Consider the following 24,732-nt stretch of genomic DNA (forward strand, 5'->3'; position numbering starts at 1 on the left):
CTTAAAAAGAATAGTTATTCAAAGTTGAAAAATCAACTTTTCACGGACTTTTTATTCAAACCCATCTAAAGCCAAACTTTATATAATCTCAATCTATACTAACATAGTATGTCACAATATAAGAAAAGAATTTTATATTTTACACTAATATTTTTTATTATATCATTCATAACCAATATATACTCAATTCCAGTAATTCCACAAGAAAATGGATTTGGAATAGAGACACAAGCAGGTAGAGAAGGAGAAATATATAGAGTAACTAATTTAAATTCTTCTGGGGAAGGCTCACTTAGAGATTGTATCAACTCCAAAGAGTCTAGAATATGTATATTTGAGATTTCAGGAACAATTTATATTAATGATAATTTAAACATAAAAAATCCATATATTACTATTGCTGGTCAAACTGCTCCTTCACCAGGAATCACACTTAAAGGAGCAGGAATTGCAATTCAAACTCATGATGTGTTAATTCAACATCTAAGAATAAGAGTAGGTGATAGCTCTAATGGCCCAGATCCTGAAAATCGAGATGCAATATTAATAGGGTCAAATTCTAACGAAGTATATAATATAGTAGTAGATCATATATCTGCAAGTTGGGCCATAGATGAAATAATCTCAACATGGTCAGAAAAATATTTAATTTATAATATAACAATCTCAAATTCAATATTTAGTGAAGCTCTATTTAATTCTAAACATCCAGACGGAAAACATTCAATGGGTGTTTTAATAGGAAAAAATAGCAATAATATAATATTAAAAAACAATATCTTTGCTCACAATAGTGCTAGAAATCCATTAATAAGAGATGACTCAACAAACATCATCATATTAAATAATTTAATATATAACTCCGGAACTTCAAGTAAAAATAAAATATATTTTGGAAGTCGAGGTTCAAAAAATATTCCTTTAAATGCAAGTGTAATTGGTAATATTTATATTCCTAAAACAAATGAAGATAGTTTAAACAATATCTATATTGAAGAAGAAAGTTCTAGTGATATGAAATTATATTTAAAAGATAATCTAGTTCCATTATCTAATAAAAGTAATGACTGGGAAACAGTATATGGAAGAAATGATCCTAGTATTCGTGTAGACACTCCTCCAATTTGGAATGCAAACTTAAAAACTATTCCTGTATCAATTGTAAAAGAAAATAACTTACAATACTCTGGTGCTAGACCTCTTGATAGGGATATTGTAGATGAAAGAATTATCGTTGATATAATTAAAAAAGAAGGAGAAATAATTGATAGTCAAAACGATGTAGGAGGTTGGCCAAATTTAACTATAAATAAGCTAAAACTCGCAACACCTAAAAATCCAAATAATGATGATGATAACGATGGTTATACTAATATAGAAGAATGGCTTCATTCATATTCATACAACATCGAAATAAAAACTAATGAAAGTCTTCTTGTGAAAAATATTGAAGAAATTGATACCATAATACCAATTAAAGATATATCCTTTGAAATCGTAAATGAAACGCAAATAAACAATACAATAAATCAAAAACAATCACCATTTTTTCAATATATAAAAATAGGCACAATAATAGCTTATTTAGGAATAATAATAACTGGAATATTTATAATAATATTGGGGAAGTAATTTTAACTCAATCAATAAATTTTACAAGTGTATTCTGGATAATAAGTGAATTTTTGGAAATAGAATCAGAAAATCCTAAATAGTCTCTAAAATGATTATTTGTAATAACTTTTAATGAAAGTAATTTGAAAACACCCCTATAAATTAAATCTGGTTCAAATCTCATAGATTTATTCACATTTCCAATAATACTTTTTCTATTATATTTCTCATTAGTTTTTATTTTTTTATCAAAAACAATGTTTTCTTCAAAAAACTCTTCTTCAAAAACTTTTCTAGGTAAATCACCTTCTTTAATAAGAATATATTTATTAAAAGAACTTTGCAATTCTTTTTCTTTTTTTAAATCTCCTGATTTAAAAAAAATATTCTTATCATGTAAATAATCATGTATATGATAATAACTAATTCCATGAAGATATTCCAAAAATAAATACTCTAATTGATCCGTGGAAAATTTACTTAAATCTACAGTTGAGAGATATTTAAGTCCACATTCATCTATACTATTTTTAATAATAGATTCTAATGATTTATCCTCATAATAAATTGGTATAGAAATCATATTGTATTATGGATTTCAAAATATATAAACCTATTCTGTAATAAATTTGAGTAAAAAAAATTACAAAAGTATATAAATAATGATTCATGAAAAATACTATACATTACTAAGTTCATCTCAAAACTTTGTGTAACTTTCACAAAAGCTTGGAAATTATAAATAATTTCTTGATTCTTATAGTATTTTCAAATAAATCAAAAATGAATAAAAAAGCAATTGGAGCAGTCATTACAACATCGTTATTGATTGTTGTAGCAGTTTTTGCAGCTGTTGGTTTTCAAAAGTTGATTCAAACTTATTTCTCAGATTTACAAATCGATATAACTGAAAAAGTTAATAATGAAGAGATTCAGATTAAATCTTTAATAGGAGATATTCTATATATTAAAAGTAGTTATAGTGAAAATATAAGTGTTTCAAAATTAGAGATAGGAGGAATTACTTGTATTAATAATCAAGAAATTAAGCCTGGTTTTAATGAATTAAATATAAATGAATGTTTAACAAATACTACTACAGGTATAAATCAAATAACACTTTTCACAGAAGATACTATTACTAAAAGATATGGATTTATTGATTCAATTCCTAATTGTTATTCTTTATCAAGTGGGTTAATAGGATTATGGCATTTTGATAATAACTTAAACGATAATTCTGGTTCAAATAATCATGCAAGAGATGAAACTGGAGTAACATTTAATTCAAGTTCAAAATTAGGAACAAATGCTGCAGAGTTTTCAGGAAGTAATCAACACCTTAATATTTCAAATATTGATTTCTCATCAGGAGGAAGTTTCAATGCATGGATGAAATTTGATGATTTAAGTACAGATAGAGTATTAATTGGACCTGATGTTGGAGGAAAAGAAGAATTTCAATTATGGATGGACAATGGAAGTCCAGATAGATTTGCAATTACAATTTATGATGGTGGTTGGCAATCTTTATATGGTACAACAGCATTATCAATAGACACATGGTATTTTGTAGGTTTTATTTTTAATGGGACAACTGCAAAACTATATGTTAATGGCATTCAAGAAGGTGCAGATTTAACTAGAAATATTCTAGATAATGACTTAGGAGATTTATGGATAGGAGAAACAACTCAAGCATTAAAAGATATGAATGGATTAATAGATGAATTAGCTATATATGATAGAGCATTAACATCATCTGAAATGTCTCAAATTTATTCTGAAAATAATTTAGGAAAACCTATATGTGATAATTAACAAATTAGTAAAAAAATTATTTTTCAAACACACTATTTTCTAAAAATTCTTTAGTTACAAATTTATACTCTCCTAATCCAAGTTTTAATCTCTCTAATTCTAAACTTCCAATTTTTGTTCTATGTAATTTCATAACTTTCATATATCTTTGTTCAAACATTCTTCGAATCTGTCTCTTTCTTCCTTCCCAAATAGTTACAATATAACTCTTTTTACCTAATCTTTGAATCCTGCAAGGATTAAGTTGTACATCATCATCAAGTTTTAATCCTGCTTCAATTCTCTCTTTATTCTTATCATCAAGAATTTTATTTAAATCAACAACATATTCTTTAGCTATTCGATTTGAAGGATGAATAATCTTTTGAGTTAAATCGCCATCATTTGTCAAAATCAAAAGTCCCGATGTATCCTTATCTAATCTACCAACAGAAAAAAGATTAGATTTCATATCTCTAACATTAATTAAATCAAAAACAGTATCACGATTAAACTCATCTGCTCTTGTTGTAACATAACCTTTTGGTTTATTTAGAAGAATATATATTTTATTATCTAAATCAAAACTAATTATCTTATTATCAACTTTAATAACATCTGTAGGTAAGCATTGATCTCCAAGTCCAATAATTTTATTATTAACCTTAACCCTTTTTTCTTCAATCAATATTTCAGCCTTTCTTCTAGAACATAAACCTGAAAGAGCAATAAATTTTTGAACACGAGATTTTTCCACTATAAAATAAATTATCAAAAGTTATTTATAAGTATAAGGAATAAAAATTAAACTACAATATTTCAAATTTAATTCACATTTGATTATATTACAAAAATATATAAATAATTATTAATAGAAATTTATATGAATAAAAAAGCTATAGGGCCAGTAATTGCATCATCTTTACTAATTGTTGTTGTAGTTGTTGCTTTAGTTGGTTTTCAAAATTGGTTTCAATCTTATTCTTCTGAAGTTTTTAATGATGTTGAAATTCGAAGTAATAGTGGTTCTGTAAATGATTTGAAAATTGAAACTTTACTCGGTAATTCTTTATATGTTTCAAATAACCTCGAAAGTAATTTATCTATTGACAAATTAACTATTCAAGGAATTGAATGTTTAGGAAATACAAATTTAATATTTGGAATGAATGATTTAAATGTTAGTGATTGTTTAAGTAATATTACAGTTTCTAAATTAAATGTTATTTTATTTACAAATTAAGGTATTTTAGAAAAAGAAATTTATTGGACTCCAATAGATTCTAACTTCTCACAAACAATAATTTATCCTTCTGATACATTTGTTTCTACTTGGAATACGGCTCATCTAACTGCATGCAGGTTCTTCAAATGATATAAGTATTGTTTTGCCTTTATATGATAGTGGTACTCATAATTTTATAGTTGATTGGGGTGATGGTACAAATGATACAATAACTACTTATAATGATTTAGATATTACTCATGATTATGGAACTCAAGGAATTTATGATGTTTATATAACTGGAACAATTGAAGGATTTAGATTTAATGGTGGAGGTGACAAAGATAAGATAATAGATATTAAAAATTGGGGTCCATTAATTCTTGGAACTGGTCAAGGATATTATTTTTCTGGTTGTTCTAATTTAGATATTAGTGCAAATGATGCTCTTAATTTAACTGGAACTTATAGTCTATATTCTATGTTTAATAATGCAGTTTCATTTAATGGAAATATTGATAATTGGAATGTAAGTGAAGTTACAAATATGAATAATTTATTTGCAGGTACAATTATTTTTAATCAACCTTTAAATTCTTGGAATACAGGTTCAGTTACAGATATGAGTTCAATGTTTTATGAATCAAGAGACTTTAATGGTGATATAAGTTCATGGAATACTAGTTCAGTTACAAATATGCATGATATGTTTGCAGGAGCTTCAGATTTTAATTCTGATTTAAGTTCTTGGAATGTCAGTAATGTTACAACTATGAGTCATATATTTCACATGGCATATGATTTTAATAGTGATATTAGCTCTTGGGATGTGAGTTCAGTTGGTTCTATGACTGAATTATTTAGGTATGCTTATGATTTTAATCAAGATATAAGTTTATGGAATGTAAGTTCAGTTACATCTATGGCTTCTACATTTGGTTATGCTACTTCTTTCAATCAAGATTTGAGTTCTTGGGATGTTGATCAAGTAACTTCTTGTAATTCATTTAATATTTCTACCACTTCTTGGGTTCTAACTCAACCTAATTTTACTGGCTGTACTCCTTAATTTTTCTTTTTTAAAAGTTATTTTATTTAAATTACAGATTATCCTGTGAGTAAATTTAATTATTTTATCACATATAGTTATTACAAATCTTTATAAGTTAAATTTTAGGATATGCTTTTAGAATAGAAAAATTTCTAAAAAAATGAAAAAAAATAAAATTATGTCAAGAAAAGCTATAAGTCCAGTTGTTGCTACTGCTTTATTATTAGTTGTTGCTGTTGTTGCTGTTATTGGTTTTAATAATTGGTATAGCACATATTCTTCTGAGATGTTTAGTGATATGGAAGAAGATAGTTCTTCAGATTTTGGTGCTGTTGGAGTTGAAACAGTTATTGGTGATCAACTTTATGTGAAGAATGGTAATTTAGATAATTTATCTATTGCGAAAATTTTAGTTGATGGAGAAATTTGTTATGAGAATATTAGTATTGAATCAGGTATTTCTAATTTGAGTTTGAGTAGTTGTTTAGGAAATGTTTCTACAGCTACTCCACAAATTACTATTATGACTGAAGAAGCTATTATTAGGGAGAGTATTTATTTAGAGGATATAAATTTAATTGCTTCAAGTGAAATTCCTTTAGGTTCTTCTTTTATTAGTATTTGGAATACAAGTATTGATGCAGGTTTTGGTTCGGTAAGTGCAGTAAATCAAATCAGACTTCCTTTACAAAGTGATGGTAGTTATAATTTCCTAGTTGATTGGGGTAATGGGACAACAGATACTATTACAGCTTATGATCAAGCGGAAGTTCTTCATACTTATCCAACTCCAGGAGTTTATATTGTAAATATTACTGGGTTGATTGATGGTTTCGCATTTAATGCTGGTGAATTTTGGGATGATGATTTGGATGATGGTGATAAACTGATAGAAATTCAACAATGGGGCTCTTTAAAATTAGGAAATAATGGTGAGTATTTTGCAGGTTGTGATAATTTTAATGTTGTTGCTATTGATGATTTAGATTTATCAGGTACTACTAATTTGAGTTTTATGTTTGCTAATGCAAGAGATTTTAATGCTGATATTAGTGGTTGGGATATGAGTAGTGTTACTAATATGACTTATATGTTTTATTGGGCTAATAGTTTTAATCAGACTTTATCTTCTTGGGATACAAGTTCAGTAACTGATATGAGTGGTTTATTTAATGCTGCATCAAGTTTTAATAATAATGTTAGTGGTTGGGATGTTAGTTCTGTGACTAATATGTATAGAACATTTTATTTGGCAACTAAATTTAATGGTAATGTTAGTAATTGGGATGTTAGTTCTGTGACTAATATGGGAGATATGTTTAATGGAGGTGATATATTTAATCAATCTTTAAATTCTTGGGATGTTAGTAGTGTAAAAGATATGAATAATATGTTTAGAAATACGGATGTATTTAATCAGAATCTGAGTGAGTGGAATGTTAGTTCTGTTGTTAATATGAATGGAATATTTGGTTATTCGCTTATTTTTAATGGTAGTATTAGTAGTTGGGATGTTAGTAGTGTAGATAGTATGTATGGGATGTTTCAAGGTACAACTACATTTAATCAAGATTTATCTTCTTGGAATGTTAGTAGTGTTACTACTATGCACAGCATATTTAATAATGCTATTGTTTTTAATCAAGATTTATCTTTATGGGATGTTAGTTCTGTATCAATATATACAAATTATGACACTGGTGCTAATGCATGGCTTGTTGGGAATAAACCAGTTTTCTCATAATTTTTATAATAATTAATTAACTTTAAATACTAAAAACCTTTTACATTATTATGAAACTAAAATTAGAAAATTCTCATGAGCGAGATTCTTCAATAATATTTGATGAAAAACCTCATATTTACTACATAAACAAGAAACCCTATGATATCTCAGTTACAGGATTTGTTCATAATTTTTTTCCAAAATTTGATGCAGATAAAATAATTGATAAAATGATGAATTCAAACAATTGGGAAAACTCGAAATACTACGGAATGACAAAAGAAGAAATAATTGAAGAATGGGAAGACAATAGAAATCTAGCAGCACATCAAGGAACAATAATGCACAAAGATATAGAATTACACTATAACGATGAAAAAGTGTCAAATAACTCTTCAGAATTCACCCAATTCCTAGAATTCACCAAAGAACACCTTGAACTAAAACCATATAGAACTGAATGGGAAATATTTGATGAAGACCTAATGCTTGCAGGTTCAATTGATATGCTCTTTGAAGCTAAAGATGGTACATTAATTATATATGATTGGAAAAGATCAAAAGATATAAAAGAAGATAATAGATGGGATTCAGGATACTATCCATTATCACACCTTCCTCACGCAAACTATTGGCACTATTCTTTGCAACTAAATATCTATAAAAAAATATTAGAGAACAAATATAATAAGAAAATATCAGAAATGAATTTATTATGGTTACATCCAATTAATGATTCTTATGTCAAATTAAAAGTAAGCGATTTAACAAATGAAGTTGAATCAATGTTTGAAGAAAGGAAAAAATATTTGAAAAATATTTAAACATAGACCTTTTTAAATCAATATCGAGTATCTATTATTAGATAATTGCATTAGATAACAAAATTAGACAATTAAATCAAATAAATAAAAATGAGTATTGTAAAAGTTAAAGGACACGAAATAGAAGTTAAAGTAACAAAATCAGGTTATGATAGAAAGGCAGTATTATATGCAAACAGCATAGTAGAAGAGTTAAAAAAATTAAATGTTACTAGAGATGATGTTGAAATTAAAACAAACATCTTAGGGAATAAAAATGTACCTGCAACTCTTGAATTTTGGTCAGATGGTCATTACATGAGAATGTCATATACAATGACTAAAAGGTTTATTGATAATTTGTATATAATTATGGAATTAATCAAACTTGAAGTAAATGAAGTATTAAATGGTAAAAAACACATAAGTGAATTTTATCAAACATTCTCTGAAGACTCTAGTAGAAAAAAGATTGGTAAAGAATTAGATGCTGCTAAAAAAGCATTAGGTCTAAATGAAGATGAAAGAGATGTTGACAAAATTAATCAAGTTTACAAAAAATTAGCAAGATCACATCATCCTGATTTAGGAGGAGATTTAGAAGAATTTCAAAAAATCAATAAAGCACACAAACTAATTAAAAAGGAGATGGGTTTCCAATAAAATGTTATTTACTGAAATGAAATTAATTGAGCCAATTCAAAAGGCTCTAGTCAAAAGCGGTTACACAACTGCAACACCTATTCAAGCACAAGCCATACCTCAAATACTAGAAGGTAAAGATTTATTTGGAATTGCGCAAACTGGAACTGGAAAAACTGCAGCATTTACTTTACCAATTCTACAATTAATGTTTAATACAACCAAAAAATACAAATCAACAAGAACTCTAATACTAACTCCAACAAGAGAACTTGCAGCACAAATCGGAGATAGTATTAAAGAATATGGATCTTTTACCAATTTTAGACATACTGTAATCTTTGGAGGAGTAGCACAAGGACCTCAAGAACAAGCTCTAAGAAGAGGAGCAGATATAATAATTGCAACCCCTGGAAGACTTCTTGATTTAATGCAACAAAGATTAGTTGACTTTAAAATGATTGAATATTTCATTTTAGATGAAGCCGATAGAATGCTTGATATGGGTTTCATTAATGATATAAAAAAAGTAATTGCAAAATTACCTAAGCAAAGACAATCTCTTTTCTTTTCTGCAACAATGTCTCCAACAATATCTCAACTTGCAAAAAATTTTTTAATAAATCCTTCAAGAGTAGAAGTAACACCTCAAGCAACAACTATTGAAAAAATTGATCAAGGATTATATTTTGTTGATAAAGATAATAAAGACAAACTATTACTAGACACAATAAAAAATAATAAAATTAGATCAGTAATTGTATTTACTAGAACTAAACACAAAGCAAATAAAATTGTAGCTTATCTTGCTAAAAATAATATTAAAGCTGCAGCAATACACGGAAATAAATCACAAGCTCAAAGAACAAATGCATTAGATAGTTTTAAAGCAGGAAAGATTACAGCTCTAATTGCAACAGATATCGTAGCAAGAGGAATTGATATCGATAATGTCTCTCATGTAATTAACTATGAACTACCAGTTGATATTGAAAGTTATGTTCATAGAATTGGAAGAACTGCAAGAGCAGGTAATGAAGGAATTGCATACTCATTTTGTTGCGCAGAAGAAAGAAATTTCTTAAGAGAGATTGAAAGTTTAATAAAACAGAAAATCCCTATTGTAAAACATGATAAACACAGTGATATAGCTCAAAATGCAAAAGGGGCTGCAGCAAGACCTGTTCCAAAAGTAAAACAACAAAGAAAGACTAGACCATTAAATAAAAAAATTAACATTGGAGAAGAAAAAAAGAAATTCCTAAATTCAGACCCTAAAAAGAAGAAATTTAGTAATAACAAAACAAATAATAATAATAAATAAATCAGTAAATAATCTTTCTTTTATTAATATTTATAGGGGAAATTGTCACTTACTAGTAATATTTATAAATCTAGTCCTTTTCTTAAAAATATGAGTAAAATATTATTTGAAACAGATTTAGAACTTATGAAAGATTTAAATACACATCTAAAGTACGAATTAAAAGAAAATCCAAACTTTGAAATTGCAAATCTACATGAATTTGCTATGAAAGTAGGTCCTGAAATAAAATTATCTTATGACAATACTAAAGTTTTTTTAAGTAATATCTTAAATGAACCAGAACATACTTGTAATTTATTTTCAGAATCTGGAGATAAATACCAAGTTGAATTTGTAAATAAATTTTCTAAGTTTCTAGGAGCTATTAAGATTAAACCTGAAAGTGAAATTATATTTTATAGTAAATTAATCAATAAAAATGATTTTCAATATCCTCTTTTAGATCAAATCAAATTAGAATTTCCCAAATCATTGGAAAATAAACTATCAAATAAACAAAAAGAACATATTTTATCATCAACAACTAATTTAATTAATACAGAAGAATATGAATTAACACCAACAAAAAAAGAAGAAATAAAAGAATCATATAATGAGAATCTAATTGAAAATGTTACAGATTCATTAAACAAATTAATGATTATTTTTCCTTCTCAAAGAGAATTTTCAGAAGTATTTAGTAAAACACAAAAAAAAGAAAGAACTTCAATTCAACAGAAAATAACTACATTACTAAATGGAAGTTGGTTAAGATATGTTGGAAGTCAAGAATATATTAAATATAATTCATTTGATAATGTGAATGATAACAGATTAGAATTTATTTCAGGTTTTTATAATTTATTAGGTGTTCCTAAAAATTCAGATTTGATACATTTAACTAAAATGGCAAATTCTAAATTTAATTATAAACTAAATTTAAATTTAAAAGTTGATGAATTACCTACAATATACAACTTAAAAAACGAAAAATATGAAAAAGAAAATTTAAGTTCTTCCAAACAAGAAGTTCTTGAAAAAATTATCTCAGAATTATTAATTACAAATTAAAAATTCTTTAAAGCATTTTCTGCAGCTTCAACAATATGATACATCACAGGAGATGGACTAATTTTAGGCTGTGTTGCAGGTTGCATGAAAAATAAATCATAAACTGTCATTTTATTTTCAATAGCTACACCTAAAATATTAATAGAATCTCCAATTTCAAGAGGTCCTGACATTTGTGCACCAACTAAAACTTTATTTTTCTTATTAAATAATAAAGAAATTTCAATTTCATTTGCTCCAGCTAAACTTCCAGGATGCCTATTCACAACCTTAGCATAACCTTCAATAACATCTAAATTATCTTTTAATGCTGCCTTCTTTGTATATCCTGCACCAGCATAAGCTTTATCATGAATCTTAGTAACATAAACTCCAATAATTCCCGGATTTGGGAAATGATTATTGTATAAATTCTCTGCAACCAATCTTCCTTCCATACATGCAACAGATGCTAATTTCACATTGGAAACCTTATGATTAAAAAAAGAATAATTCTCAACGCAATCACCACATCCAAAGACATCTTCTTCAACTTTCATGAATCTATCAACCTGAATTCCTCCAGCCTTACCAATTTCAAATCCAGAATCTTCTGCTAACTTAACATTTGATTTAGCGCCAATTGCAACAATAACTAAATCACAATCAATATATGAACCATCGTTTAATTTTACAGAGGTTACATTAGAATCCCCACATAATTCATCAACATATTTATTTGTCACAATATTGATACCAACATATTTTAATTTATCTTCAATTTCTAAACTATACCTCTCATCAAAAGTCATAGATAAACATTTATCTGAACCCTCAATAATTGTAGCATTCTTCTCAGGACTCATCTCTTTAATCTGTTCTGCAAACTCAACTCCAATATAACCACCACCAATGACAACTATATTCTTAGATTTTGTAATAGCATCTTTTAAATTATTAACAACATCAGCATCTTTCTTCACATAAAAAACACCCTCTTTATCAAATCCATTAATCTTTGGAACAACAGGAGTTGAACCAGTTGACACAACTAATTTTCCATAATTAATTTCATCACCATTTTCAAATTTTAATTTATGATTATCTTTATCTATAGAAACAACATTACCAATAATCATATCTGCAGAACATTTTTCAATCAAAACATTAGGAATCAAATCTTTTGCTGATTCACCAAGCTCACCATAAACATAAGGTATAGCGCAAGGAATTAATGTTCTAGGATCTAATTTTATTAAAGCCTTACTCTTATCTGGATACAATCTAGCACAACTTCTAAGTGCAGCTAATCCTGCAGCACTTCCACCTATTATAACAATATCATAATTTTTCATCTTAATATAAAATTAATAATTTCAATACTTTAATATTTAGACTAATTTCAAAGTAACGAATATATAAATGAAAATATCACACTAAATATTAACGAAATAAAAAATAAATAAAAAATTAATTAAAACAAATCATAAATTTTGTAAATGATTAGCATATTTTATTGTTTTACTTCCAAAATAACACATCTTACCATTTCTAGTTTTCATTGTTGGAATTAAAGGACAATCATAAATATTAGAACCAAATTTAACTTCTTTAACTCCAAACAAACCTGAAGTAATTTCCAAATAATCCCTGCAATCAAAAGTATTTTTAAGTTCTTCAACTGTTGACCCATTTAATGATAAAATATTTTCTTGACTTTTAGGGTCAATTCTACATTCAAGCTTTTGAGCACAACCTAAAGTTAAAAACAACAATGTTGAGGGTATAAGTAATTTAATCGCTAATCCTTTCATCTCTTTTGACATAACAATAACCTGTGTATTTCATTTATAAATTTTTTTGTATAAAATAATATAATATAAAATCAAATTTATTTTTAGTTCGATATTCTAACCTAAACCTTATATACTTCAGAATCATATATTTATATGAAGAAAACTATAAGTATACTAACAATTTTAGTTGTATTATTTCTAGCATCTTGTACAACAAATAATAATTTATCAAAGAAATCAGAATTAAGTGTAGAAGAACTTGACAAACAATATCAAAAAGCACTTTTTGCAGGAGGCTGTTTTTGGTGCTCTGAGAGTAATTTTGAAAAATTAGATGGAGTAATTGAAGTTATTTCAGGTTATTCTGGAGGAGAAAGAGAAAATCCAACATATAAAGAAGTATCTGCTGGAGAAACCTCACATAGAGAATCAGTACTAATTTACTATGATTCAAGTATTATATAATCAACTTCTAGATGCTTATTGGCACCATATTGACCCAACATATGATAGTGGCAGCTTTGTTGACAGAGGAGATCAATACACTTCAGCAATATTTTATTTCAATGAAGAACAAAAAACTTTAGCAGAAAGATCTAAACAAGAAATAGATAATAATAAGAAATTCGAAAAAGCAGTCGTAACTCCAATTATTCCCTATACAACATTCTATCCTGCTGAAGATTACCATCAAGACTATCATACTAAAAATCCAATAAGGTATAAATACTATACAAGTAATTCTGGAAGAAATGACTTTATCGAAGAAAATTGGAAAAATGAGAACACATTAAACCTAACTCCAACTCAATATAGAGTAACCCAAGAAGATGGCACTGAAACACCATTTGATAACAAATATTGGGACAATAAAGAAGAAGGTATATATGTAGATATAATCTCTGGAGAAGTATTATTCTCTTCAAAAGATAAATATGTATCTGGAACTGGTTGGCCATCATTCACTAAACCATTAGCTGAAGAAAATATAGTAGAACTAGAAGACAATACTCTATTCACAACAAGAACTGAAATTAGAAGTAAAAATGCCGAATCCCATATTGGACATGTATTTAACGATGGTCCTAAAAATTCAACCGGATTAAGATATTGTATGAACTCAGCTGCATTAAGATTCATTCCTAAAGAAGATCTAGAAAAAGAAGGCTACGGTGAATTCTTAAGTGAATTTGAATAAAAAAAATTATTAATAATTTATTATTTATTGTTTCTATCTTGAAACAATGACTATAAATTACATCTTAGTAATTTATTATTTATCTCTTGCTTCTAAAATAGGCAAATTTGCTTCAGTAGGCACATAAATAACTTCAGTATTTCCATCATTTAAACCTTCAATAAATCTATATTGCAAATAACCCTCACTAATACTCTCTGCAATAATTTTATTAGCTTCAGCAACTCCTTTTGCTCTTGCAACTTCAATTTCTGCATCTTTCTTAGCAGACACTAATTCAAATTCTTTCTTCTGAGATTTTTGTTCTGCATCTAATTTATCTTCAATTGCTTGAGTAACTCTATCAGGTAAACTTACTTTTCTTAAAAGAACATCTTCAATAATTAAATCTTCATCTAAAACCTCAATCAATTTATCTTGTAGTTTGTTCCCAATAATCTCTCTTGTATCTTGTGAATAGAAAGCACTTGCTTCATAACCACTAGCAATATCTCTAATACCATTTCTCATATATGGAATAAGTAAAGTATCTTTAATATCTCCTCTAACTGTTTGAACAATATCACTTGCTCTATCAGCTTTAATTCTATAAATAACACTAAGTTCAAGATTAATAATTAATCCTTCCTTTGATGGAACTTCAACAGACTCACTAATAGTGGTCTTTCTAATATCTACAGTCTCAATAGTACTTAATAATGGGATAAGAATATGAACTCCAGTTCCTAACTCATCATCTTCAAAGTTTCCCAATGTTTTTTTAACACCAACAAAACCATCAGAGATTACATTAACTCCTAAGAATGCTATAACTATTACTAACATAATAACTAATATCATTCCAGACTTGAAAATATTTTGAATAATTTTACTTAAATTTTTCATGTTAAATAAAATCTAAAGAATTATCTTTATTAATGTTTCTAGTATTAAAGAAGATTCAAACTTAATTTTCACAAAAAATTTATATACTAAAAAAATATTTTATTAATATATATGAGCTCGGTTTATAATTTAGAACAAATTTTTGAAGAAAACAATATAGTTCTAGTAGACACATCAAGTTTTAATCCTCATTCCGATTTTTATTCTGATGAAGATAATATGAATTTAGAAAATAGGAAAAAGATTTTATTAACAAAAATTTCTTATTTAAATAAAATAAAAGAATTAGTAGAATTAGATAATTTTTATATTACTCGAGATGTTGAAGGTGAAATTATAAAAGGAATAAACTATAAAGATTATAAAAAAAAATTCAAAAAAAAAACAAGAATTGTAAAAAAATTATTATTACAACCAGAATTAATTAAAAGACAAAGTAAAAAACTAACACAAATATTAAATATATTAACTAATAATAATCGAGTAGTTTCTCCTGAAATTAAATCAATTAAAGAATATAGACATAGTTATGAAAGACATCAAAATTTAGTAAATTGGTATAAGTTATCTAATACGGATTATGATTTATTAATAACTGGACTAACATTATCATTTTATCAAAATAAAGTAGGAGTAGTTTCATTAGATAAAGGAATATTAAATGCATGGAAAGAGATAGATAGGAGAGAAAATATTCAAAATAAAACTTTCTCAGCTTATTCTCCAAATACTAAATCTTATGGTTTAGTAGTTGGACAAAATTAAATTAATTCAAATCTATTAAAAATTCAAACCTAGTTCCTTAAATCTATTTTTTATTGTAATTGGACTATTCCTATTATATACACCAACTAAATTTGCTAATTTTCTACTAGTAATCATATCATATCCTTCTCTTTTAACAATTTTAATATCATCATAGGATTTTACACCATAAACTGATTTCATATGTTTCTTAAATAATTTATGATTAACAATATACTCTCTATTAAACTCAGCAATTTCTTCACCTACAATTTTTGGATTAACATAAGGAAAAACATTCGAAGTTAATTCATAATCTAAAGCAACAGAGACTAAATCATCTTTAGTTTCATAATGTGAAATTAAAGGACTCATAATATTTAATTCAATAAATCTCTTTTTTGCTTCATTCATATCATATTTAGGATACATCAATAATTTTGAAAATTGATTTAAGAAATCTCGATTATCTCTTCTATTAATATCTTGCAAACCTAAAATACCTTTTCCTATTAATAATTCCTTGAAATTATCTTGAGAAACTATAAATTCTAAATTCTCACTAGCAGAGACTTTTCCAACAAGTTTGGAATCAGTATAAGGGAAAGAAGCTTTAGCATTCTTCCTATGTAATGCAGACTCAACAATACTATCAATATCTTCTTCTTTATAAGTAGAAATTAATTTTTCCATCAAACCAGTTTTAATAAAAACATTTTGAGCAGCTGGACCAGAATTAACACTGTAATCAAAAATGTCTGCTAAAGGAAATCTAATAGTATCATATCCTTTGACATCTTCATTTGGTCTTCTAACTTTCAAATCAATTAAAGTTTTTACTCCATATTCATTAGACAATAAATTCTTAAAATAATCAGATTTAATCAAATATCTCACATTTTTACTAGGCTTATGATTACCAAAAAACCAATTTCTAACTTGTCTCTTTTTTGGTTCTAAAAAAATATCTTCAATAACCTCATTTGCCTCAGGAGGAGTCAAATTCTTAAATAACATATATATACTAATAGAAGGTAATTTATAAACTACACAGTAATAAAAATAAATCCTACTTTAATTTTATTAAATCGAAACAGAAGTAAAAATAATTTCATTGTTTTTAATTGTACCGAACGAATCTTATGAGTGACTGTAAATAAAAATCTGCATAAGATTTTTAAAGATTAAATAAATAAATATTATATGAAAAACTTAAACAAATTATTAATTATACAATTAATTGTACTTATTTTCACATTAAATAGTGCATTCTCATCAAATTATTATTTCAATATTGAAATTGACCATGATTTTGTTGACAGTGATGAAATCACTTGTGAAGTGATTTATGATGATAGAGATAGGACCTGGGTAGTAGATGAAGACTCAGATAATTATGATTTAGAACTTGAAAAAAACTTCGATGATTTTCTTGAAATGGACTGTGATGATGACTTAGATGAAATAAATCTAAGAATCTATGAAATTGACACAGATGATAAAGTATTTCAAGAGACATATGATAATGAAGATAAATTTGAATATGAACTTGATTTAGTAGATAAAGATGAAGAATGGTTCTCAATTGAAATCGACCACAATTTTGGTTCATCTGAAACAATTGATTGTGAACTAACAATTGATGGAACAGAATTTGATTATGAATTTGATGCTGACACAGACAATGACAACCTGTTAATTGAAATGAACTATGATGATAATATAGATTTCCAATGTGATGATGAACTAAAAGATATGGAATTAATCATATATGATGATGATGAAGTAGAAGTTTTCTCAAAAAAATACGAAGAAGATGACAATCTTGAATTTGACAATGATGACTTAGATGACAAATATGAACTAAAAATTGTAATTGACCACGACTTTGATGGTGATGATATTTCTTGTGATTTGATAGTTGATAATATAGAAGAATCTAATTTTGATTTTGATGAAGATTCAACCTCTTCAGATTTAACAATATATGCATATTTTATCGATAGTTTTGAATTTGATTGTAACGATGATATAGATGAAATTAATTTATACATATATGATGATAATGGAGATAAAATTGATTCTGAAAATTATGATGATGAGGATAAATTTGAATATGAATTAAATACTGGAAATTACGAGTTATTTATTCAAATTACTAATGAATTTAGTTCAGAAGATGAAATTGAATGTGACTTAATAATTGATGGTGAAAAAGAAGAAGATTATGAATTAACAGATAGTTCAAGTTTTGGAGATTTAAGAATTGAATATCAATTTGAAAATGAATTCGAATTTATTTGTGAAGAAGAAATGGAAAAATTCAATGTTTTTATCTTTAATAATTTTGATTTTAATGATGACCAAATTGATGAAAGAGAATACCTAAATACTAACAAACTTAAATATGTTATCAATGAAAAAGAAGTAATCGAAGAAATTATTGTAGAAGAAATTCAAGAAGAACCTGAAATTGAAGTTACAGTAGAAATAGAAAATAACAATAACAATAATGAAATAAATATAGATGATGAATTAGTAACTTATGAAAATCAACAAGACTCAAATTTAGATGAAAATACTCTAAATGATAATAATGATGAAAATCAACAAAATTTGGATTCAAGTAAACAAGAAGAATTAATTCAAGAAAATTCTAATAAATCAAGTAACATTGGAAAAATAGTTATAATTGCTATAATAATTTTCGTATTTATTTTTTTAATTTATGTTGTATTCACAAATAAAGAAATCTTCTTTGACCCAAAACCAAAACATAAAAAAAAAGAAAAAGTTAATTTAGACTATCTAAAAAAAAGAAAATAAAAAATTTAATTACTTTCTTCTAACTACAAAAAATACAATAACTAAAATCAATAATAATCCTATTACTGAACTAATTATAGTTGGAGTATTAAATGTAACAAAACCACCAATTGTAGGTGTTTGAGCATCATCATTATTTACTAATAAAGGAGTAAATAACTCTTCTTGTGTCCCTTCAAATTTAGTTTCTTCTACTAAAACTCCTTCAGGTTTTTCTTCTTGTGTAGGAGTTTCATCATCTGAACTAGATTCATCTTCTTCTTTTTCATCTTCATTTGAATTTCCACTACTAACAATAGTTTCATTATCTTCAATATCTTCTAAAATATTAAGTGAGCTAAATCCACTACCACCACCACTACTAGTTTTAACAACCTTTGCAGGAACGATAACTTCTTCTTCATACCATGAAGCATCGATTTCATGAGGTGATCCTAAAACAACATTAACTGTTAAATAACCGTTCGCATAAGTCCAATCTGAAATCAAAACATTATCAAAATAAACTTCAACTGGTGAACCTAAATTACCTACATAAATAACAATAGTCTCATTTCCATCACCATCTGCAATAAATGATAACTCTTCATTTAAATCATCAAAGCTAACATTAAGTATTAATGAATTCTCTGCATCAAATAAAAAATCATCAAATAACACAATAAATTCAGACTCATTTGCTCCAATCTCTAAATTAAAAACAACTAATTCTGAATTTAATGCAAGAGTTAGATTTGCAGATTTAGTTTCATTACATAAATTAGTAGCTTCAATAAATCTCATATTACTCTCACTAATACTAATATTAGTCAAAACAATACAACTTGAATTTAAATCATGTTGAACAAGACTAATTACTGGATCAAATAATGTAATTTTAGTATCAAGAGTCTCAAAATTAGGTGAAACTAAAGAATTATCTTCAGCTACAAATAAAGCATCTAAAGTAACATCTAAATCTAAAACTCCATTATAAAATGGAGCGTAACAAGTTGAATCAGTTTCATAAATTCCATCAAACTCATCTCCACTAACTAAATTCAAACTACAAGTAACACCATCAAATAATAATTGAACTGTATCAACTCCAGAGAACTCATCTAATACTCTAACTTTTCCATAAAGAGCATCCCCTTCATAAACAGTTTCATTAATGTAATCTGTCTTAATTAATTCAATAATTGGTTTAGTATTATCAACATTAAATAAACTACTTCCAATAATACCATTTCCAGCATTATCATATGCTCTTGCAACTAATTCATACTCGCCATCTTCAAGTATTAAATCAAGACTATCAAATGTTGCTTCAAATAAACCATTACCTGTATTATACGCAGCTAATTGAGTATCATAAAGAATTGACATATTATCAGTTCCTACTAAATCAAATTCTACATAATCAATACCTGATAATGAATCATGAACTAAAGCTGATACTAAAAATTCTGAACTATAAAAACCTCCTTCAGGTAAAACTTCTATAATTTGAGGAATTGAATTATCAACACCTAAATATCTCCTGTCAGTATAATAACCATCTACACCAACAAAACTTGCTTCAACAAAAAGCTCATATAATCCTTCTGCTGAAAGTTTAGGTTCTTCATAAACAGTTCCACTACAAGTAACAATTTCACCATCTCTATTAACCATTAAATCACCATTTAAAGGATTTTGACCATCTCTATGAATATTCCATTCACACCATTGGTTCTCTGTTCCTTCCATTAATTCAATTTCAATTTCAAACATATCAACAGCATCCCATGAAATCCATGCCACTTCTTGAGCATCAACTTCAACATCAACATCATTATTAGTTAAATACATTCCAGGAGTTTTTGTTGCCCAATTCAATTCAGGTGAAATGAAATAAATATTACTAACCGGGAAATCTCTTGCCTCAACATTAAAAGGAATACTCTCCCATGAACTATCTTCAATATAGACATACAACTCATAAGTTCCAATATTATCAAATATAACCTCATCAATTAATAATGGATAAAGCTTAGAATTATCTAAATCCATAGTCCTTAAAGCCTGAGGTTCTAAAACATTAGCACTGCTATCAGTACTTGCAATCATAATAGTTGTATTAGGTAAGCTCTCATCAATCTTTAATGAATAACCTATACTATCATAATCTGAGACAAATAAATAAGGCTTAGGGACATCTAAAACATAAATTCCATAATCATAAAGACCATTAAATAACATTCCAACATCATATCCCCACATACGCTCATCTAAATCATCATAAAATTTAACTCTAACATTGTAAACTTGTTTTGGCCAACTTGTCACATCATAACTATAATGATATGAATTAGCATTCTCAAACTCACTATAAACTGCAACAGAACTAGTAATATATGTTGTACCATCAACAAAATTAATCATAATTTCTGCAACATCTGCTCCTTGAGGAGCTTCACCCCAAACTCCTAAAGTTCCAGGATTCACTTCAGAATCAAGATCAAGATATTCTAAATTAATAGTTGCATGATTAGAAAAACCAAAAAGCATATACAATTCATTCAACTTATCTTCTTGTTCTTCAAGTCCTTCTTCAAGATAAGTAATTGCGTTCCATTGATTATCACTATCCATCCATAATTTTTGAATACTTATGAAACTAGATCTAGTAGCATTCCATAAATCTTGAACTTCAATATCTAATTCATTAATTACAATCCATTGCTCAGAAGAATCATTCCATAATAAAACAATATTCTCCGTATTCATATCAACTGCAATCCATAAATCTTCAACCTCATCATACAATATTAAAATCTCTTCTTGCATTTCTCCTAAAAGAAGACTATCAAAAATCATTCCAACATCATATGCATTCATATAAACATCATCATAATTATAAAATCTAACTCTAATATTATATGACACTTCAGGTAAATCCGTTAAATCAAAATCAAAATGATACAAATTTTTATTATCAAAATCTCTATGAACATCAACAGAAGTCTTAATCAACTCAGTACCATTTTCATAAATAAATCTAATATCTGCAACATCTGCACTAAATGGCGCTTCACCCCAAATCTCTAATTCATTACTTGAAGCATGATGATACAAATTAATAGTACCATGATTCATAGCAGAAATCCTATCTTTAAGTAATCTAACTTTATAATTCAAATCTCCAATAGCATTCCATTGAAAATAACTATCCAGATATAACATTCCAATACTAAACCATTGATAACGACTATCTCTCCAAAGCATATCTACTTCAGAATTCAAATCAGAAATTGCAACCCATTGGTCAGAAGAATCATCCCAAAGCATACTAATATTATTAGTATTCATATCAACTGCAATCCATAAATCTTCAACTTCATTATGTAGTATGGCTAAATTATCTAAAACATCCTCTAAAAGAAGACTCTCAAAAATAAAAGAAACATCATAACCTCTCATCTCTCTTCTATTATAATCATAAAACTTAACTAAAATGTCGTACTCTTCTAAATTCCAAGTTGAGACATCGAATTCTTCAGAATAAGAATATTTGTTTCTAAATAAATTACCAACTCTAGTAATCTCAGTTTCATAAACTGAATCATTATTTGAATAAACAAAAATCTTTGCATACTTTGCACTAAATGGAGCCTCACCCCCATATCTCTAATTCATTCTCAACACTACTATAATAACTATTTATAGTACCATGATTCATAGAAATAATTCTATCTCTTAATAAATCAACTTTATTATCTAAAACATCAATTGCATGCCATTGCATGAAACTATCAACATAAAGCATGCCAATTGCAAACCATTGAATTTGATTATTCATCCAAAGCATTTCTACTTCAGAATTCAAATCCGAAATTGCAACCCATTGCTCTAAAGAATCATCCCATAACATAGTAATATTATTGGAATTATCATCAACAGCAATCCATAAGTTTTCATCTTCATTATAAAGAACAATCAAACTACTTCGAATATCTTCTAATTCTAAATTAGTAAAAATATCACTAACTTTGTAACTTCCAGACATCCCAGTAAATAAAACTTGAATATCATAAGATTCAGGATCAAAAGAACTAACATCTACTCCATCTCCTGTCCAATCATTAAATGCATATCTATTTTGATTATCACCATCATTCATAATAGTATCACTATCAGAATAAATTATAGTATCAAAATCATCAACACTTCTAATCTCAAGCGTTACTCCTGTTGCACCATCTGGAGCCTCACTCCAAACTTCAAGCAATTCAAGTTCTGCTCTATAACGCAAATTAATTGTACCATGATTCATAGCATCAACTAAATCACTAAGTTCAGTTACTTGAACTTCAAGTTCATCTAAATCAGTGTCCAAATCAAATACAATATTCTTTAAATCATCAATTTGTAATTGTAGAGTCTCATTCATTCCGTTTAGTTTAACTTCAATATCATCTAAAGTACTTAAGATATCGTTAATTACTAACCAATCAAACTCTCCTCCAAATGCACGAGGTTGAACTTCATTTTCTAAACAAGAATTATCATCAAAGAAATAAACCCAAAGTGTATAAGACTCATTGTCCCAACCATCAGTTTGTGGCTTAAATTTTGCCTTCCATTCAGAAGTTCCACCAAATTCAGGAGATGCCTCTTGATCTACAAGCAAACACTTAGGTGGCCACTCCTCATGAGGGTTCCATCTAATGCTTGCACTATTTGCTCCGACTGGAGCATAACCTTGAATAAATAAATTATCATTATCTCCATTATAGTGGAATTCAACACTACTATCATCTTCAGGATTTTGACAAACACCATTTACAGAAACCCAAGTTGAAGAAGTATCAGCTTCACAAAGCCAAGGTTCAAAGTCTACATCAACTGGAACAGCATCTCCTGTACCTGAACCTTCCCCAGAAGGACCGGAAGGAGAACCCCAATAATTTTCTAAAGCATCAACTAAAGGTGCTGTAGTAGAAACTCCCATCTCTGTGTTATCATATATTAAATTATTATTAATAATAACATCACTAGTATCTGTTCCATCATATCCTACTGCAACTCCAACTGTATTCCCAGTAATTGTATTCTCTGAAATTACAGCTCCAGAACCAACTCCATAAAATGTAGTCACTAAAATTCCTGCAGAAGTAGAACCATCCAAACTTGCGACACCTCTATTATCTGAAATAGTATTATCATTAACCACAACATTAGCACCAGCACCTATATCAAGGACATAATCTAACCAATCACCATCACCTTTTCCAACATAAGTATTTCCACTAAAAATTGAACCAGTAATACTTGTTCCAAAATACGATACTCCTATTCTACCAATATCAGTAAATTTAGAATTTAAAACATCAACATCTCCAGTACCAAATGCTGCAATAGCAACACCAGAATAAGTTGGCCCACTTGGGTTAAATTGAATATCATTAAAAGCAACATTTTCAAACACACCAAATCCTTGATGTCTAATAGCTTGATAAATTTCATTACCATCACCATCAAGAGTTAAATCTTGCATATTAAATTCAAAACCTGGATCTACTAGAAACCAACCTCTTGGATTACCAGAACTACCTGTATCTCCTGAAGCCATAATTATAGTATCATCAATTCCTGCTCCTTGAATGGTCAAGTCTTTGTCAATTAAGATTTGTGGACTCTCAAAATAGGTCCCCTCATTTACTTGAATTATATCTCCACTATTCGCTGCCACAACGGCATCGGCGATAGTTGTATAATTACCACTTCCAGAACTATCTACAATAATTGTAGCTCCACTTACTATAAAAATCATACTAACAAAAAACATCAATATGATAGAAATCTTCCCTAAAAGATTGTTCTTATTTATTTTTTCCGTTTCCATTCTCACATTATGAGTTCAACACGGCAATTCAAAGAAACCGTATCTAATCATGCTTTTAACATTTATAAATGTTCCCTTAATTAGGCTTTATCCGAAGTAGATTTATAAAGTTCAAATTTCTTTAATTATTATGATTCGTAAACTTGTACAAAAACAAATAATTCCTCACGAGAATTCTTTTCGTCAAGAATTAAATA

General features: G+C 27.4%; 19 protein-coding genes and 1 pseudogene. 12 read left to right on the plus strand and 8 right to left on the minus strand.

Annotated elements, in window-relative coordinates:
• Nucleotides 1–108: 108 nt before the first annotated feature.
• The gene (locus PF569_01030) at nucleotides 109–1,632 is read left to right on the plus strand and encodes a hypothetical protein (GenBank protein ID MDA3854811.1); all 1,524 of its coding nucleotides are present in this window, start codon (nucleotides 109–111) and stop codon (nucleotides 1,630–1,632) included.
• Nucleotides 1,633–1,639: 7 nt separating this feature from the next.
• On the opposite strand, the gene PF569_01035 is transcribed toward PF569_01030, so the two are convergent.
• Nucleotides 1,640–2,197, minus strand: a complete 558-nt coding sequence (locus tag PF569_01035; GenBank protein ID MDA3854812.1) for a hypothetical protein — start codon at nucleotides 2,195–2,197, stop codon at nucleotides 1,640–1,642.
• A 200-nt stretch (nucleotides 2,198–2,397) separates the two neighbouring features.
• Here PF569_01035 and PF569_01040 point away from each other — a divergent pair, with 200 nt between their 5' ends.
• Entirely contained in the window at nucleotides 2,398–3,435 is a 1,038-nt protein-coding gene (locus PF569_01040; protein MDA3854813.1) for a LamG domain-containing protein, read from the plus strand.
• A 16-nt stretch (nucleotides 3,436–3,451) separates the two neighbouring features.
• On the opposite strand, the gene PF569_01045 is transcribed toward PF569_01040, so the two are convergent.
• A complete protein-coding gene (locus PF569_01045; GenBank protein MDA3854814.1) occupies nucleotides 3,452–4,171 on the minus strand; it encodes a pseudouridine synthase in 720 nt (239 codons plus the stop codon).
• Nucleotides 4,172–4,297: 126 nt separating this feature from the next.
• Between PF569_01045 and PF569_01050 the strand changes: the two genes are divergently transcribed.
• The 7 genes from PF569_01050 to PF569_01080 all read left to right on the plus strand — a co-directional run bounded on the left by PF569_01050 (nucleotide 4,298) and on the right by PF569_01080 (nucleotide 11,238).
• Nucleotides 4,298–4,657 carry a hypothetical protein gene (locus tag PF569_01050; GenBank protein MDA3854815.1) on the plus strand — a complete coding sequence of 120 codons (360 nt, stop codon included), beginning with the start codon at nucleotides 4,298–4,300 and terminating at the stop codon, nucleotides 4,655–4,657.
• A 145-nt stretch (nucleotides 4,658–4,802) separates the two neighbouring features.
• Nucleotides 4,803–5,708, plus strand: a complete 906-nt coding sequence (locus PF569_01055) for a BspA family leucine-rich repeat surface protein (GenBank protein ID MDA3854816.1) — start codon at nucleotides 4,803–4,805, stop codon at nucleotides 5,706–5,708.
• Between the two features lie 142 nt (nucleotides 5,709–5,850).
• Nucleotides 5,851–7,434 carry a BspA family leucine-rich repeat surface protein gene (locus PF569_01060; protein ID MDA3854817.1) on the plus strand — a complete coding sequence of 528 codons (1,584 nt, stop codon included), beginning with the start codon at nucleotides 5,851–5,853 and terminating at the stop codon, nucleotides 7,432–7,434.
• Between the two features lie 50 nt (nucleotides 7,435–7,484).
• Complete coding sequence (locus tag PF569_01065; protein MDA3854818.1) at nucleotides 7,485–8,240, plus strand: PD-(D/E)XK nuclease family protein; 756 nt, start codon at nucleotides 7,485–7,487, stop codon at nucleotides 8,238–8,240.
• Between the two features lie 90 nt (nucleotides 8,241–8,330).
• Nucleotides 8,331–8,882, plus strand: a complete 552-nt coding sequence (locus PF569_01070) for a DnaJ domain-containing protein (protein MDA3854819.1) — start codon at nucleotides 8,331–8,333, stop codon at nucleotides 8,880–8,882.
• 1 nt (nucleotide 8,883) lies between these two features.
• A complete protein-coding gene (locus tag PF569_01075; GenBank protein MDA3854820.1) occupies nucleotides 8,884–10,185 on the plus strand; it encodes a DEAD/DEAH box helicase in 1,302 nt (433 codons plus the stop codon).
• 90 nt (nucleotides 10,186–10,275) lie between these two features.
• Nucleotides 10,276–11,238, plus strand: a complete 963-nt coding sequence (locus tag PF569_01080; GenBank protein ID MDA3854821.1) for a hypothetical protein — start codon at nucleotides 10,276–10,278, stop codon at nucleotides 11,236–11,238.
• Here PF569_01080 and PF569_01085 read toward each other — a convergent pair.
• On the minus strand, nucleotides 11,235–12,572 hold the full coding sequence (locus tag PF569_01085; protein MDA3854822.1) for an FAD-dependent oxidoreductase: 1,338 nt from the start codon (nucleotides 12,570–12,572) through the stop codon (nucleotides 11,235–11,237). The genes PF569_01080 and PF569_01085 overlap by 4 nt on opposite strands.
• 129 nt (nucleotides 12,573–12,701) lie before the next feature.
• On the minus strand, nucleotides 12,702–13,043 hold the full coding sequence (locus PF569_01090; GenBank protein ID MDA3854823.1) for a hypothetical protein: 342 nt from the start codon (nucleotides 13,041–13,043) through the stop codon (nucleotides 12,702–12,704).
• Nucleotides 13,044–13,166: 123 nt separating this feature from the next.
• Between PF569_01090 and msrB the strand changes: the two are divergent.
• Nucleotides 13,167–14,211, plus strand: a pseudogene (gene msrB / locus PF569_01095) (peptide-methionine (R)-S-oxide reductase MsrB).
• A 75-nt stretch (nucleotides 14,212–14,286) separates the two neighbouring features.
• On the opposite strand, the gene PF569_01100 reads toward msrB, so the two are convergent.
• Nucleotides 14,287–15,096, minus strand: coding sequence for a prohibitin family protein (locus PF569_01100; protein MDA3854824.1), 810 nt, complete (start codon nucleotides 15,094–15,096; stop codon nucleotides 14,287–14,289).
• 111 nt (nucleotides 15,097–15,207) lie between these two features.
• Between PF569_01100 and PF569_01105 the strand changes: the two genes are divergently transcribed.
• Complete coding sequence (locus PF569_01105; GenBank protein ID MDA3854825.1) at nucleotides 15,208–15,861, plus strand: hypothetical protein; 654 nt, start codon at nucleotides 15,208–15,210, stop codon at nucleotides 15,859–15,861.
• A 15-nt stretch (nucleotides 15,862–15,876) separates the two neighbouring features.
• On the opposite strand, the gene PF569_01110 is transcribed toward PF569_01105, so the two are convergent.
• Nucleotides 15,877–16,857: a hypothetical protein gene (locus PF569_01110; protein ID MDA3854826.1), complete on the minus strand. Its 981-nt coding sequence runs from the start codon at nucleotides 16,855–16,857 to the stop codon at nucleotides 15,877–15,879.
• Between the two features lie 186 nt (nucleotides 16,858–17,043).
• Between PF569_01110 and PF569_01115 the strand changes: the two genes are divergently transcribed.
• Nucleotides 17,044–18,666, plus strand: a complete 1,623-nt coding sequence (locus PF569_01115; GenBank protein MDA3854827.1) for a hypothetical protein — start codon at nucleotides 17,044–17,046, stop codon at nucleotides 18,664–18,666.
• A 9-nt stretch (nucleotides 18,667–18,675) separates the two neighbouring features.
• On the opposite strand, the gene PF569_01120 is transcribed toward PF569_01115, so the two are convergent.
• Nucleotides 18,676–22,110 carry a hypothetical protein gene (locus PF569_01120; protein MDA3854828.1) on the minus strand — a complete coding sequence of 1,145 codons (3,435 nt, stop codon included), beginning with the start codon at nucleotides 22,108–22,110 and terminating at the stop codon, nucleotides 18,676–18,678.
• Nucleotides 22,111–22,303: 193 nt separating this feature from the next.
• Nucleotides 22,304–24,463, minus strand: a complete 2,160-nt coding sequence (locus tag PF569_01125; protein ID MDA3854829.1) for a pectinesterase family protein — start codon at nucleotides 24,461–24,463, stop codon at nucleotides 22,304–22,306.
• Nucleotides 24,464–24,732: the final 269 nt, after the last annotated feature.

The organism is Candidatus Woesearchaeota archaeon (genome assembly GCA_027858315.1).
In the GTDB taxonomy this organism is placed as follows: Archaea; Nanobdellota; Nanobdellia; order Woesearchaeales; family UBA583; genus UBA583.